The following is a 14,238-nucleotide window of genomic DNA, read 5'->3' as shown; positions in this document are numbered from 1 at the left end:
CAGCGCCGACTCACGGACTCACGCAGCAGACCGCCAAGATCTGAAACGAAAGGCGACACACGAGGCGAGCCACCACCTCAAAACCACCTCACTAGGCGGCTGCCGCCAGCAGCACCCCGCCCAGCGCGCCGATCAGCATGAACGGCCCGAAGGGCATGGGTGTCTTACGGTTCGCCCGCCGGGTGGCCAGCAGGACGAGTCCGGCGACCGCGCCGAGGACGAAGCCCGCGAACGTGCCCGCGAAGAGCACCGGCCAGCCGTACCAGCCGAGGGCGAGGCCGAGCGTCGGGGCGAGTTTCACGTCGCCGAAGCCCATGCCGGCCGGGTTGATGAGGAACAGCAGGAAGTAGACGGCCCCCAGGACGACCCCGCCGAGCAATGCCCGCGGCCAGGAGCCCTCGTGGCCCGGCAGCAGGGCGGCGGCGCCCAGCAGGGCGGCCGTGCCGACCATCGCCGGGAGCGTCAGGACGTCGGGGAGCCGGAAGACGGCCAGGTCGATACGGGCCAGCAGCACGCCGAGCGGCACGAGCAGCAGCCACACCACCAGTTCGGGACGCGCCCCGACGAGCGCGGCGAGCGCGGCGCAGGCCGTGACGCAGAGGAGCACGGTGCCGTAGGGCCTCCCCTGCGCGCCCTTCCCGCCGATCCAACCGCGCGGGCCCGTGGGGTACGGCCGGCCGTCCTCGTCGTCCCCGCGGACCGGTTCCCCGGACGCGACCGCGAGCCGGTGGGTCGTACGCGGCAGCGCGAGGCCTGCCACGATTCCCCAGACGGCGGCGACTGCGGTGAGGTAGACAGACATCCGGTGTCCTCCCGTGCGGGACGGATTCGGCACGGCGCGGGAGGCGCGGCCCTGCGGGGTTTCGGGGGCCGAGGCTACACGGAGGTGCTGGACGGATGGGCAGGTGGCAGGACGGCAGAGGCACGCTGCGGCTCGCCGCGGCGGAAGACGGCACTGCGGCGGAAGACGTCACCACGTCGGAACAGGTCGCCGGGTCGGAACAGGTCGCCGCGCCGGATGGGCTCGCCGAGGCGGATGGGCCCGCCACTCATGACGTGGCGAACGGCCGCGACCCCGAGCCGCTCCCGCCCGTGCCGCTGGAGATCGCGGCGTCGTACCGGGCCAGGACCCGCGGGCTGCTCGGGCGGGACGGGCTGACGGGAGCGCTGCTGCTCACGCCCGCGACGAGCGTGCACACCGTACGGATGCGCTTCGCGATCGACGTCGCCTACCTGGACCGCCGGCTGCGCGTACTGGCCGTGCGCACCATGCCGCCCGGCCGCCTGGGCCGGCCCCGGCTGCGCGCGCGCCACGTGCTGGAGGCGGAGGCGGGCGCGATGGAGCGCTGGGGGCTGCGGCGCGGGGTGCGGGTGGAGATCGACGCCGGCTGACGCGGGGTGTCGACGTCTGGTGACGGCGTCCAATGGTGACGTCTAGTGGTGACGACGTCAGCTGACGTCGATGCTGTTGACGATCTGCCGCAGCTCGGCGGGCCAGCCGTCGACGTCGGGCCCGGTGACGCGGACGAGGACCGGCCGGCCGTGGCTGTCCGTCGTGGTGACCTCGACGGCACGATTCCTGCCGCCGTCCGCCGCCCGCTCCACGTACCCCACCTGCTTGGCGGGCCGCCCGTCGATCGTCATGACCCGCGCCGGGACGCCGCGCCGGGTGGCGCCGCCCGGCCGCACGGTGATCCCGCCGAGCGGCCGACCGTCCGGGCCTCGGAGCACGGCTGAGGCCTGAACTCCGTCGGCTGCTCCCGGGAGCCGCATTTCCTCCCACCCCGTTTTGGGATGCGCGACCGCCACCGAGCCGCCGCGCATCACCTTCCACCCCTCGGGCGCCCCTTCACCGGCGGAGCACCCACTCACCACGGCGGCCACGCCCGCAACGCCCGCAACGCCCGCAACGCCCGCAACGCCCCACAAAATCCTCTTTGCCCGCATCGCGTCAATCTAGGGTCAGCGCGCGGTGCGCACCCGGTCAGCACGCCGCGCGAAGGTCGTCCCACCCCGCAACAGCGCCACCCCTGACTAGGAGCCCGCCATGGGAGATCTGACCGGCAAGAACGCACTGGTGACCGGAGCGTCGCGTGGCATCGGGCGCGCCATCGCGCAGCGCCTGGCCGCGGACGGCGCCCTCGTCGCGGTCCACTACGGCAGCAACGAGGCGGCGGCCAAAGAGACGGTCGATGGCATCCTCGCGGCCGGGGGCCGGGCCTTCGCCCTGCAGGCCGAACTTGGCGTCGAGGGCGACGTCGACACGTTGGTGCACACCCTGGAAGCCGGGCTGCGCGAACACACCGGCCAGGCGCCCCGCTTGGACATCCTCGTCAACAACGCCGCGATCAACGCCGCCGGCGGGCCGATCGAGACGGAGTCGCCGGAGCGCTTCGAACGGCTCTTCGCGGTCAATGTCCGCGCGCCGTTCTTCCTCATCCAGCGCCTGCTGCCGCTGCTCCGCGACGGCGGCCGCATCATCAACATCAGCTCCGCCGTCACCCGGATCGCGCTTCCCGAGACGATCGCGTACAGCATGACGAAGGGCGCCCTCGACGTCCTCGGCCACACCCTCGCCAAGCAACTGGGTCCGCGCAACATCACCGTCAACACCGTGGCCCCCGCGACCGTCGACACCGACGCCAACGCCTTCTGGCTGCGCGGCAATCCGGAGGCCCAGGACATGGTCGCCGCCGACACCGCCCTCGGCCGCGTCGGCCTCCCCGACGACATCGCCGCCCCCGTCGCCTTCCTCGCCTCCGACGACGCCCGCTGGATCACCGGCCAGGTCGTCGACGCGACGGGCGGCTGCCGACTCTGACGCTCCGGGCTCCGGAGACCCGGGCTCCGGGGCTCCGCCGGACCCCCGAATTCGGGGCACAAAAAAACGGGCCGGTTCGCAGGGGGGGAGAGCGAACCGGCCCGAGGGGGGGAGTTACACCGTACCGCTTAAGGGCGCGTGCTCAGCACCTCACGCGGCGGACGGTGTGAACGTAATCTCCACCCGACGGTTCTGACGACGACCCGTTTCGGTTGAATTGTCCGCAATTGGGTAGTCCTCGCCGTACCCACGCACCTGGAAACTGTGGCTTGCGCCACCGGCGGAGCCGAGCGCCTGGGCCAAAACTTTGTACACGGCGTCGGCGCGTTGCTTCGACAGCACATCGCCGTGCTCACTGCTGCCCAGGTTGTCGGTGAACCCGAAGACCCGGATGGGTGACGAAACGTTCTTTGCGTTGATGTCGCCCGCGATGGCCTTGATCCGCGCTGCCGCGGCCGGCGACAGCACCGCACTGTCGATCTCGAAGAGCACCTCCGACTGCAGGGCGTACGTGATCGTGGAGTTGGACTCCTCATGCCGCTGCTCGGGCTGACTCGCCTTGGTCGACGACTGGTCCGTGACGGCCACGATGTCCAGCACCTTCGCCGGAGCGAGAGTTGCCCCTTCGGGCAACTTGAGCCGCGGCGACGTCGGATCGACCTTCACCGGCGCCGACGGCACCGCCGTAGCGGGCGAAGCCGAAGGCCCCCCATCCGCCCGCGCCATCGCGACGGGCCCGGCGAACGTGATCGACACAACCGAAAGCGTGAGCGCTACCGCACCGGCGGCACGTCGCTTGGTACGGGGCATGATCGCTCACCCCTCCGAAATCTGGATCTTGGCGGGCGGCATGGTGGGGAGCTGGAATTCCACGGAGGTGGTACCGGTGGGCGGGGCGGGGAACTGGGCGAAGATGGGACGGGTCTCCTTGGGCTGGATCAGGGTGAGTCCCATGGTGCAGAGACACTTCCCCTCAGTGTCCCGGAGCACGTAGTACCGCTTCTTGCCTGCCTGATCGACGAGGACGGCCCCGGCAACGGAGGACCCGGACGAGACCAGGGCCAGCTCCGTGCCCTGCCAGCTTCCGGCAGTGAATACCTCGTCGCCATTGTTGGTGACCGTGCCGGAGACCGTGACGAACCCGCCCGCGTCCCTGACAGCGGAATTGATGGTGACGACGATGTTCTTCTCACCCTTGATCTGCGCCAGAACCTGGGTGGTCTCCGGCGCCGGAGTCGTCGAGCCACCTCCGGACGAGGAGCCGCCTTTGGGGGCAGCGGACTTGGACGAGGGCTTGTTGTCCGAAGGTTTGTCGTCGCCCCCTCCGCCGCAGCCGGCCAGTGTCAAGGCGACGCCGGCCGCGAGCGCCACCGCCGCCCGGCGGCCTACCGTGCTGCGTTGCATTCCCATTGCTCCCCGATCATCTCTTGCTTGGCCATCATGTGCTGAGGTGCACAGTGAAGAACATCGACAGATCCAGGACGAACCCGCTCTCCGTCGCGTCGACGCTGAGATCCTCGCCGTTGCACTTGAACTTGACGGCCTTTCCGTCCTTGCCGTCCACGACGCAGCGCGCTTCGACAACAGCCGTGGCATCGGCCTTTGCGTGGATGTTCTCAGTGCCGTCGATCACCGACTTACCCACGGTCCCTTTGGTGATGACAGTGACGGTCGAACCGGGCAACCCGCCCGAGCGCACACATGTGGCGACAGCGTCGTTCTTCGCTGCAAAGGCCTCTGCGTCGGTGCATACACCTCCGTTCATGCCTATCCCTTCGAGCAACTGGCCCAGCTTCACCAGGTCCCCCGCGATCAAGGCGTCCTCGAAGGCCCCCTTCACCTCGTCACGGGTCTCCCGCGCGGCGGCCAGAGCCGCCGCGTCAGCGGCGGTCTGGGCACCATTGCGCTTGGCGGACGCTTGGCCCACCGCGAAGAACGCGAACGCCAGGAAGAACAGAGCCGCCACGGCAACGATGTAGATGCCGAAGGTCTGCCCCTCGTCGTGATCGCGGCTCCTTACTTGCCGTTGCCGCCCGCGATCTTCCCGATCGCGTTGACGATGGCCGTACGGATCGTGGTTCCGATCTCCGTCGTCGCCAACGCGCCGATAATCACTGCGATCACAACCGCGATGCCGAGGTACTCGAACGACGTCTGCCCTCGGTCGGTCGCCTTCTCGCGCATCCAGATCTGCGTGGCCACGAGCCGCTTTACTGCCCACCTGCTCATGTCTGATCGCCCCATCCTTTGTCACCTGACGAACGCCGGCCGCGCCCGATGCGACGGCCGATCCCTCGTTTTCACGCTCACTACGACCGCAGACCCCGACGCCACCCTTCACGGCGCACCGCCTCTCACCAGTTCGGTCCGTAGTGATCCGTTCTTGATTGCAGGTGCAAATATGGTTGCGTCTGCAAAGGTACACCCGAACCCCGTGCAACCGCATCCCTTTACGCGCCAACTGGCGCATCCAATATGGCGGTTCCGTACATGACGCATGTGCGGAATCACCCATTCCCCATGATCTGGTTGAAGTTGATCTGGGAACCCATGATCGTGCCGGTGAGCAGCAGGATCATGGTTGCGGGCACAAGCAAAGTGGTGATCACGCCGGTTGCTTTGGGAACGGCCCTCGCCGCGCGCCGACGGGCGTTCTGGGCCTCGGTCCTGCGCATGTCCTGGGCTATCTGAAGAAGAGTTCGCGCGATCGGTGCGCCCAACTCTTCGCCCTGCTGCAAAGTGCTCACGAACTGGCTTACCTGATCGCTTCGATTTCGACTCCGCAATTGATCGAAAGCGTCGCGACGACTTACACCGACATCCATCTGCCGCAGCGCGATGCGGATCTCGTCCGACCACGGGCCCTTGTAGACCGTGTTGACGCGCTCCAGGGCCTGGCGGAAGCCCAGTCCCGCGCTCACCACCACCGCGAGCACGTCGAGGAAATCGGGGAGAGTGCGCTCGATGTCTTCCTTGCGCTTTCGAACGGCGAGCCAGATCCCAAGGTCTGCCCAGCCCCATGCGTATCCGGCCAGCACCAGGGCCAGGAACCAGTGCCCCTTGATCACCAAGACCAGCGCCGCCAATCCCCCCAGCGCCCCGTACACCGCCCGCCGCGCCGCATACCGTTCCACCGTCAACCCGTGCGGGTGGCCCGCGTGGTCGATCTTCATGCGCATTTTGGCGACGCGGGTGGGGCCCATCCAGCGCATGACCATCGGGGACCAGCGCATGCCGAGTTGGTCGACGGCGTTGCCGGTGCGGGTGGTTCGGGTGCGGCCGACTTCCAGGGCCAGCATCAGGTCGTCGGGGAGTTTGGCGTCTGAGCGCAGGAGGGCTACCGCGTGGACGACTCCGACCGCGCACAGCGCCATGGCGGCGGCCAGAGCCAGGCCGATCATCAGCATGAGCAGGGGCCGCCCTTCATACGTCGATCCTCGACATCCGGCGGATCATCCAGAAACCCACCACGTACAGGCTCAGCGAGATGAGCACGCAGATGCGCCCGAGGTTGGAGCCGGTCATCGCGCTCAGCGACCCCGGCATGATCTGGTTCAGCAGGAACAACGAGCCGATGCCGATGACGGGGACGGCGTACGCGGTCACCGTGACCTGGGACATCTGGGTGCGGATCTCGCGTCGGGTCTCCTTGCGCTCCTCCAGCGTGACCGTCAGGTTGCGGAGCGACTCCACGACGGAGCCGCCCGCGCGGCTCGACAGGACGAGGGTGGAGACCAGGACGATGAGCTCGCGGCTGGGCAGCCGCTCCTGCAGCTCGGCCAGCGAGTCCTCGACGGAGTGGCCCATCGCCATCGCGTCGGCGACCTTCTTGAGCTCCTCGCCCGCCGGGGCCTCCAGCTCGTCCGCCGCCATGCCGACCGCGGTGCGCAGCGCCAGGCCGGCCTGGGTGGCGTTGGCCAGGACGCGGGCCAGTTCGGGGAGTTGGGCGATGAAGCGTTCGGTGCGCACCCGGCGGCGCCACTCCAGGAAGGAGTAGGCGGACCAGAAGGCGAGGATCCCGGCGATCGGCCCGAAGAACGGGGCGAGGACGACGTCGGCGATGAGCCAGGCGCCGCCGACCACGCCGACGGCCGCCGCGGTGAACTGGCCGGGAGTGAGGTCGGTGCCGGTGGCGGCGAGCCGGCCGGCGAGCCGGCGGCCCCAGCCGGTGTTGCGCACCCGGCGGTCGAGGGCGGCGAAGGGGACGTGGCGCCCGGCACCCGACCCCGGCTCGCCCGCGAGGCGTTCGACGAGGGCGGCGCGCTCCGCGCGGCCGCCGGACCAGGCGTGCAGGCCCCAGACGCCCAGGGTCAGGGCGAGCAGGGTGGAGCCGATGACGATCAGCGGGAGCCGGTCGCTCACTTGGCCTCCCGGATGTCGAGTTCCAGTTCGCTGGAGCCGACGCCGTAGGCGGCCGGGATGTGTTCACCGGCCAGGTACAGGCGCTCGGCCAGCTCTCTGGGGAGGGGATGGTGCTCGTACCAGCCGCGGACGATGCGGTCGGCGCCGAGCGGCTCGGCGCGGAAGCGGGTGGCGCTGGTGAGCCGGAAGACATCGCGGCCGCGGGAGGAGAGCATGGCGATCTCGACGATCCGGCGGGTGCCGTCGACATGCCGGGTGAGCTGCACGAGCACATCGACGGCGCTGTTGATCTGGTCGCGCAGCGCCTCGAAGGGGATCTTGACCTCGCTCATGGAGGCCAGCGTCTGCAGTCGCAGCACCGCGTCCTCCGCCGAGTTGGCGTGGACGGTGGCGAGCGAACCGTCGTGGCCGGTGGACATCGCCTGGAGCATGTCGAGGGTCTCACCGCCGCGGACCTCACCGACGATGATGCGGTCGGGGCGCATTCGCAGGGAGTTGCGTACGAGGTCGCGGATGGTGATGCGGCCCTCGCCCTCGACGTTCGGCGGCCGGGTCTCCAGCCGGATGACGTGGTCCTGCTGGAGCTGCAGCTCGGCGGCGTCCTCGACGGTGATGATGCGCTCGCCCTCCGGGATCAGCCCGGACAGCGCGTTGAGCAGCGTCGTCTTGCCGGAGCCGGTGCCGCCGCTGACGATGATGTTGCACTTCGCGCGGACCAGCGAGGAGAGCAGCATCAGCATGTGCTCGTCGAGGGTGCCGAGGGCTATCAGCTCCTGGAGCGTGTAGGCGCGCGGGAAGCGGCGGATCGTGAGCGTCGGGCCGCTCAGCGACAACGGCGGGATGATGACGTTGACGCGCTCCCCGCTCGGCAGCCGCGCGTCGACCATCGGATTGGACTCGTCGACCCGGCGGTTGACGGTCGAGACGATGCGTTCGATGGTCTGCAGCAACTGCTCGGCGGACGAGAAGCGGACGGCCACCTGCTCGACGCGGCCGCCGCGCTCGACGTAGATCTTGTCCGGGCCGTTGACCATGATCTCGGTGATGGTCGGGTCTTCGAGGAGCGGTTCGAGGATGCCCAGGCCGAGCGCCTCGTCCACGACGCGGCGGATGATGCCCGCGCGCTCCTTCGTCGACAGGACCGGGCCCTCGCGGCTGATGATGTGCCCGAGGACGCGCTCCAGCCGGGCCCGGCGCTCGGCGGTGGCGAGCGCCGACATCTCGGCGAGGTCGATCTCCTGCAGCAGCTTGGTGCGGTAGACGGCCACCATGTGACCCTCTTGGGTCTGGGGAGTGGCCTCTTCCGTGATGGCGAGGCGGGCGCGCAGGCTCATGGCGTGATGTCTCTCATCGGGTCACGGATTCCTTCGGCATGGTCGCGCTGCGCCGCACCGGACCGAAGATGCTCACGCCGGGGATGACGGACGGGATGTTGATGGTGGCGGTCATCGTGACGGCGTCACGGTCGTCTGAGGACGGCGAGATGGACGTGCCGTCCCGCAGCCAGTCGCTCACCGCGTTGCGGCCCGCCTCCGCCGCGTCCGCGTGCGGGGCGCGCAGCGCCGCGGTGCGGGCGGCGGTACGGGCTGCCGTGCCTGCCTGGTTGGCGGCGTAGGCGACGAAGCCGAGCTGGATTCCGGCGAGGGCGATGAGCAGCAGGATCGGCAGGATGCCGAGGAACTCCAGGGACGCGGAGCCGCGTTCACGCCGCTTCCGGGCACGCCGGGCACTCCGGGTACTCCCGGTACTCCGGGTACTCCCAGTACGCCGTCCGGTCATCGCTTCGCCTCCTCGTCCACCGTGGAGGCGTGGCCGTGCACCGTCAACGGGAAGTCGATGGCGCCGGGGAACAGGACGGGGACGTGGAGGGTGACCGTGACCGTGACCGTGCCGCCGTCCTTGGAGGGGTCGACGTGCGCGCTGCCGCGCCACGCGGTCGGCAGGTCCCGCATTCCCGCCGCCTCAGCGTTCTGTCCCACCGCCGCCGCCCGCGCCGCCTCGTCCGCCGCATGACCGGCGAGCGTGAACGTGTAGCCCGCGAGCACCGCCTGCCAGACCAGGATCAGGGTGATGAGGATGACCGGCGTCATGCCGAGGGTCTCCAGGATCACCTGGCCCCGGTCGTCGCGCAGGCTGCCTCGCCTGCCGCGCCTGGCCGCCTTGTGCAGTGCGTGGCCGCCGACGGCGAGGCCGAGTTCGGCCGCCAGCGCCCACAGGCCCTGCTTGACCGTGGAGCGGTTGTCGAGGTCGTGGAGGCGTCCCGCGTCGATGACGGACTGGAGTTCCTTGAACGCGGCGGGGACGACGGAGGCCGCGACCTTGGTGCCGGTGATGCGGGCGACGAGGGACGGCTGGATCTCGGTGCCGCGTGTGTAGCGGTTGACGACGGCCGTGGTGTCCTGCGGCTTGCGGATCTGCAGCCGGTCCCACATCCGGACCATGCGCTTGGCCGCGCGGACGGCGACGACGTCCGGGGTGGTGACCAGCAGCGCCGTGTCGGCGGTCTCGACGGCCACGGCGTTGGCCGTGGTCAGCTGCGTGCCGCAGTCGACGACGACCACTTCGTACCGCTGCCGCAGCGCGTGCAGGACCAGCCGCACCGAGCGGTCCGTGACGTCCTCGCCGCGTTCGCCCTCGCCCGGGGCGAGCAGCAGGGCGGGCCCGGACTCGTGGACGTACATCGCGTCGTGCAGGACGCGCGACGAGATGTCGCCGATGTCGGCGAGGTCCGCCATCGAGCGGCGGAACTGGACGTCCAGGTACGAGGCGATGTCGCCGCCCTGCAGGTCCAGGTCGACCAACGCGGTGGACCGTCCGGCGGCGTGCGCGGCCAGCGCGAGCTGGATGGCGGTGACGGTGGTGCCGACGCCGCCCTTCGCGCCGGCGACGGCGACGAGGGTGCCGCCCGCCACGGCGGGCAGCGCGCGCTGCGGGCTGAGATGGCGGCGGACGCCGCCCGCCCAGGCGGCTGCGGCCTCGACCCGGGCGCCCAACTCGTCGTACGACAGCGGCAGTCCGATGACGCCGCGCGCCCCGGAGTCCATCGCGGCGGAGAGCACGGCGGGGCTGGGGTCGGCGGTGAGCAGGACGACGCCGACGGCCGGGAACCGGAGCGCGACTTCCCGTATCAGCTCCAGCGCGGGCATCGGGGTGATGCCGTCGTGCACGATGACGACCTCGGGCAGCTCGTCTATCCCCGCCTCGGCCGCTCGCGCGAGCGTGTCGAGCAGCAGCGTGGAGTCGGGCAGCGCGGGGCCCGGCTCCGCGCCTGGCAGCTGGTGCAGGAGGCCGGCCAGCGCGCGGGCGGCATCCGGGTCACCGGTGCCGGAAAGGATCCTCACGATCACGGGCGGCCTCCCCGGTCAGCAGCGGCCGTCGCAGCGACGGGCTGGTGGAACACCGTCCGGACGACGGCGGCCTCGTGGAACACCGCCGGAACGGCGGCCTGGTGGAACACCGTCCGAACGACGGCGGCCCGGAGAGAGATGCGTCCGGCGGACCGGCCGGGGTGCCTGCGCGTCGCCATCACCGCTTGCCTCCCGTGTCGCCCGCCAGGGTGTACGTGCGGTCGCCGGCAGCCGGCGCACTGTCGTCGCCCGGGGCGATCAGCGCCAGCCGGACGTGACGGGCGAAGGATTCGGAGAACGCGACGCGCTGGGCGTCGGCCGCGTCGAGGGCGAAGGTGATCGGTACGCCCTGGGCGGCCTGCCGTTGGGAGTCCTGGCTCTTGTCGAACGCCTTGATCTCGCCGACGTCGATGACCCGCGCCCCGGTGACGATGATCTTCGAGATGTCGGGGTCGGTGTCCTTCTTGCCCGCGAAGGTGGCGAAGATGTTGACCTTCGACCCCGGGGTGATCTTGCCGGCGACGCCGGTCTCCGCGTCGATCATGATGGCGATCTCCATCTGGCCCGCCTGGAGCACCGGCCGGGCCGCGACCATGCCGGACTCCAACAGGGAGCCGCGTTTCAGCGGAATCGCCGCGACCATCCCCTGGACGGAGGCGAGATCGCGCACGGCGGTGTCGGGAAGCCACTTCTCCGGTATGCGGACCTTCTCCAACTGCCCGGAGGTCACCGCCTGGTAGGCCGGCACGTCCTTGGTCAGCTGGTACGCGGTGACTTTCGGGCCGACCTCGGACCGTGCGTTGCCGATGACCGTGACGACTCCGGCGAAGGCCGCCACCGCGCACAGCACGGAGACCACCAGGAGGACGACACCGCGTCGCTGACGTGAATTCATCGGCAGGCAGACCTATCGCTTATGGGGTTCGAGCTGGGGGCGGTTGGGGGTGGGCAGCTCCCGCGACGGCGGTTCCTGCCGCTGGTGCTGCGGCTGGTACTGCGGCGGGCGTTGCTGCTGCGGCCGGCGTAACGGCTGCTCCTGGGCCGCAACCTGCCTCGTACGGTCGGAACGGTCGGAACGGTCAGGACGATCGGCACGGTCACCGAGCCGCGTCGAGCAGAAGAGGCACTGGTCGCCGATCACCTCCAGGCCGCACCACGGGCAGGTGTCCCGGCGGACCGACGTGACCAGTTGGTACAGGATGCCGATGTCCGCGATGTACGCGGTGAACTCGACGAGCCGGCCGGTGCCCCACCAGCGCGCCGACCCGTCCGGCAGCGGCACCTCGCGGATGTGCTGGGTGCGCCAGCCGGAGGCGAGCGGGCCGGTGACCCAGCCGGGGTCGAGGCCGTGCCCGGCGACCGCGAGCTGGGTGAGGAAGGCCGGCCCCGGCGGGACGGCGTCGGGGCCGGCCTCGAACAGTCCCGGCTCCGGGTGGGCCATGACGGCGAAGTGCCGGCCGGGGACGAGGGACTTGAAGTGCTTGCCGACGGTGACCGGCACCCGGTCGAGCTTGCTGACCGAGGCGAGCAGGGCCCCGGAGTACAGGTAGTACGAGAGCAGCCGGGCCGCGCCCGCGAGCACGCCGGGCCCCAGGTCGGTGCCGGCCAGCTGGCGCAGCTGCTCCGCGAGCAGCGCGGCGGCCAGCGGCGGCAGATCGACCGGGACGATCGCCATCCGGTCCGCTTCGAGCGCGGCGCGCACGGTGTGCAACCGGCGCCGGCCGGGATCGGTGGGATCGGGCGGGGCGAGGGCGATGAGGTGCCCGTAGGCGTCGAGCGCGGCTGAGGTGCGCGCGACATGCTGCTCCAGCGGAAGCGCGAGATCGTCCGCTGTGACCGTTATGACGCTCGACATCCGCAGCCCTCCTGTCCTGCGCAAGGACCGTTCACCCGCCGGATCGCGTGCGCCAGCCTATCGATGTGTAGCGGAATGAGTGCGGAAAGTCGCGGATCAGGATCGGTAAACGAATGGATGGACCTCATGAACGACAAGTGAAGGCCAGAGGTCTTGACAACCTCATTGGTCTGGACCAACTTGGTCGCACGCAGGGCACGCCGCCCAACCCTCATGCGCATTCCCCACCACCCCCCAACTCCTTGCCCCCAGGAGGCAGTCGTGGAACGTGCATCGCATGCTTATCGGAGACCAAAGGTCGCGCGTACGGCTCTCGCCACCGTGGGAGCCGCCTCGCTCGTGGCCGCAGGCTTCGCGATGGCCAACGTCGGGACCGCGCAGGCCGCCGACACCAATCTCGTCACCAACGCCGGCTTCGAGAGCGGACTGACCGGCTGGACGTGCACGGCGGGCAGCGGTGCGGCCGTCTCCACCCCGGTGCACGGTGGGACCAAGGCCCTCAAGGGCACCCCGAGCAGCTCCGACAACGCCAAGTGTTCGCAGACCGTGAGCGTCAAGCCCAACTCCGCGTACTCGTTGAGCGCCTGGGTGCAGGGCAGTTACGTCTACCTCGGCGCGAGCGGCACGGGCACCTCGGACGTCTCGACCTGGACCCCGTCCGCCGGCTCGTACCAGCAGCTGAGCACCAACTTCACGACCGGCGCGAGCACCACCTCGGTCACCGTCTACCTCAACGGCTGGTACGCGCAGCCCGCGTACTTCGCGGACGACGTCGTCCTGAGCGGCCCCGGCGGCACCCAGACCACGCCCCCGACGACCCCGCCCACGACACCCCCGACCACCCCGCCGACGACTCCCCCCACGACACCGCCGACCACGCCTCCCACCACCCCGCCGACAACTCCCCCGAGCGGCAGCCTGCCCAAGCACGTCCTCACCGGGTACTGGCAGAACTTCAACAACGGCGCCACCGTCCAGACGATCGCCCAGGTACAGAGCCAGTACGACATCATCGCCGTGTCGTTCGCCGACGCCACCGGCACGCCCGGCGCCGTCACCTTCAACCTGGACCCGGCGCTGAACTACTCCGTCGCCCAGTTCAAGGCGGACATCGCGGCGAAGCAGGCGGCCGGCAAGCGGGTCGTCATCTCCATCGGCGGCCAGAACGGCACCGTGTCGATCAACGACTCGGCCTCCGCCACCAACTTCGCCAACAGCGTCTACTCGCTGATGCAGACGTACGGGTTCAGCGGTGTCGACATCGACCTGGAGAACGGGCTCAACTCCACGTACATGTCGCAGGCGCTGCGCAGCCTGAGCAGCAAGGCGGGTTCCGGCCTCATCATCACGATGGCGCCGCAGACGATCGACATGCTCTCCCCGTCGAGCGACTACTTCGCCACCGCGCTCAAGATCAAGGACATCCTCACCGTCGTCAACACCCAGTACTACAACAGCGGTTCGATGAACGGCTGTGACGGCGGCGTCTACTCGCAGGGCTCGGTGGACTTCATCACCACACAGGCCTGCACGGTGATCAAGGGCGGCCTCGACCCGTCCCAGGTCGGCCTCGGCTTCCCGGCCTCGACGAGCGGCGCCGGTTCCGGCTACGTCTCCCCGACGGTCGTCAACAACGCGATCGACTGCCTGACCAAGGGCACCGGCTGCGGCACCTTCAAACCGACGACCACGTGGCCGACGCTGCGCGGCGCGATGGCCTGGTCGACCAACTGGGACGCCTCTAACGGCAACCAGTGGTCCAACTCGGTCGGCACGCACGTGCACGCCCTGCCGTAACGCCTGATCACCCACCGCACAACTCACCGCGCCCCCGGGACGGCTCGCAGCCTCCC

At 70.0% G+C, this 14,238-nt stretch carries 16 protein-coding genes; 3 read left to right on the top strand and 13 right to left on the bottom strand.

Going from position 1 to position 14,238, the window contains the following annotated elements:
* Positions 1-91 precede the first annotated feature (91 nt).
* A complete protein-coding gene (locus AC07DC_RS21400; protein ID WP_478915967.1) occupies positions 92-802 on the bottom strand; it encodes a prepilin peptidase in 711 nt (236 codons plus the stop codon).
* A gap of 254 nt (positions 803-1,056) precedes the next feature.
* On the opposite strand from AC07DC_RS21400, the gene AC07DC_RS21395 reads away from it, so the two are divergent.
* Positions 1,057-1,392 (top strand): DUF192 domain-containing protein, encoded by a 336-nt coding sequence (locus tag AC07DC_RS21395; RefSeq protein WP_478915999.1) that lies wholly within the window; start codon positions 1,057-1,059, stop codon positions 1,390-1,392.
* A gap of 57 nt (positions 1,393-1,449) precedes the next feature.
* Here AC07DC_RS21395 and AC07DC_RS21390 read toward each other — a convergent pair whose 3' ends face one another.
* Complete coding sequence (locus tag AC07DC_RS21390; protein WP_478915966.1) at positions 1,450-1,731, bottom strand: hypothetical protein; 282 nt, start codon at positions 1,729-1,731, stop codon at positions 1,450-1,452.
* 316 nt (positions 1,732-2,047) lie between these two features.
* Here AC07DC_RS21390 and AC07DC_RS21385 point away from each other — a divergent pair, with 316 nt between their 5' ends.
* The gene (locus AC07DC_RS21385; RefSeq protein ID WP_478915965.1) at positions 2,048-2,821 is read left to right on the top strand and encodes an SDR family NAD(P)-dependent oxidoreductase; all 774 of its coding nucleotides are present in this window, start codon (positions 2,048-2,050) and stop codon (positions 2,819-2,821) included.
* A gap of 150 nt (positions 2,822-2,971) precedes the next feature.
* On the opposite strand, the gene AC07DC_RS21380 is transcribed toward AC07DC_RS21385, so the two are convergent.
* The 11 genes from AC07DC_RS21380 to AC07DC_RS21330 form a co-directional block, all read right to left on the bottom strand.
* Positions 2,972-3,631 (bottom strand): OmpA family protein, encoded by a 660-nt coding sequence (locus AC07DC_RS21380; protein WP_478915964.1) that lies wholly within the window; start codon positions 3,629-3,631, stop codon positions 2,972-2,974.
* A gap of 6 nt (positions 3,632-3,637) precedes the next feature.
* Entirely contained in the window at positions 3,638-4,225 is a 588-nt protein-coding gene (locus AC07DC_RS21375; protein ID WP_478915963.1) for a hypothetical protein, read from the bottom strand.
* A gap of 34 nt (positions 4,226-4,259) precedes the next feature.
* A complete protein-coding gene (locus tag AC07DC_RS21370) occupies positions 4,260-4,787 on the bottom strand; it encodes a pilus assembly protein TadG-related protein (protein ID WP_478915962.1) in 528 nt (175 codons plus the stop codon).
* Between the two features lie 50 nt (positions 4,788-4,837).
* A complete protein-coding gene (locus AC07DC_RS21365) occupies positions 4,838-5,050 on the bottom strand; it encodes a hypothetical protein (RefSeq protein WP_478915961.1) in 213 nt (70 codons plus the stop codon).
* 278 nt (positions 5,051-5,328) lie between these two features.
* Positions 5,329-6,222, bottom strand: a complete 894-nt coding sequence (locus tag AC07DC_RS21360) for a DUF5936 domain-containing protein (protein WP_478915998.1) — start codon at positions 6,220-6,222, stop codon at positions 5,329-5,331.
* Positions 6,223-6,244: 22 nt separating this feature from the next.
* The gene (locus AC07DC_RS21355) at positions 6,245-7,183 is read right to left on the bottom strand and encodes a type II secretion system F family protein (RefSeq protein WP_478915960.1); all 939 of its coding nucleotides are present in this window, start codon (positions 7,181-7,183) and stop codon (positions 6,245-6,247) included.
* Positions 7,180-8,517, bottom strand: a complete 1,338-nt coding sequence (locus tag AC07DC_RS21350) for a CpaF family protein (protein ID WP_478915959.1) — start codon at positions 8,515-8,517, stop codon at positions 7,180-7,182. Before AC07DC_RS21350 ends, AC07DC_RS21355 begins: the two co-directional genes overlap by 4 nt.
* Before the next feature lie 13 nt (positions 8,518-8,530).
* Positions 8,531-8,962: a TadE/TadG family type IV pilus assembly protein gene (locus tag AC07DC_RS21345; protein WP_478915958.1), complete on the bottom strand. Its 432-nt coding sequence runs from the start codon at positions 8,960-8,962 to the stop codon at positions 8,531-8,533.
* A complete protein-coding gene (locus AC07DC_RS21340; RefSeq protein WP_478915957.1) occupies positions 8,959-10,530 on the bottom strand; it encodes a CpaE/TadZ family protein in 1,572 nt (523 codons plus the stop codon). The genes AC07DC_RS21345 and AC07DC_RS21340 overlap by 4 nt, the downstream gene beginning before the upstream one ends.
* A gap of 178 nt (positions 10,531-10,708) precedes the next feature.
* Positions 10,709-11,425: a Flp pilus assembly protein CpaB gene (gene cpaB, locus AC07DC_RS21335; protein ID WP_478915956.1), complete on the bottom strand. Its 717-nt coding sequence runs from the start codon at positions 11,423-11,425 to the stop codon at positions 10,709-10,711.
* Positions 11,426-11,437: 12 nt separating this feature from the next.
* Entirely contained in the window at positions 11,438-12,385 is a 948-nt protein-coding gene (locus tag AC07DC_RS21330; protein ID WP_478915955.1) for a hypothetical protein, read from the bottom strand.
* Positions 12,386-12,598: 213 nt separating this feature from the next.
* Here AC07DC_RS21330 and AC07DC_RS21325 point away from each other — a divergent pair, with 213 nt between their 5' ends.
* Positions 12,599-14,182: a chitinase gene (locus AC07DC_RS21325; protein WP_478915954.1), complete on the top strand. Its 1,584-nt coding sequence runs from the start codon at positions 12,599-12,601 to the stop codon at positions 14,180-14,182.
* Positions 14,183-14,238: the final 56 nt, after the last annotated feature.

The sequence above is a fragment of the Streptomyces sp. NPDC045021 genome (assembly GCF_056432645.1).
Note: the sequence above shows the minus strand (reverse complement) of the source record. Positions and strands in the feature narration are given on the sequence as shown.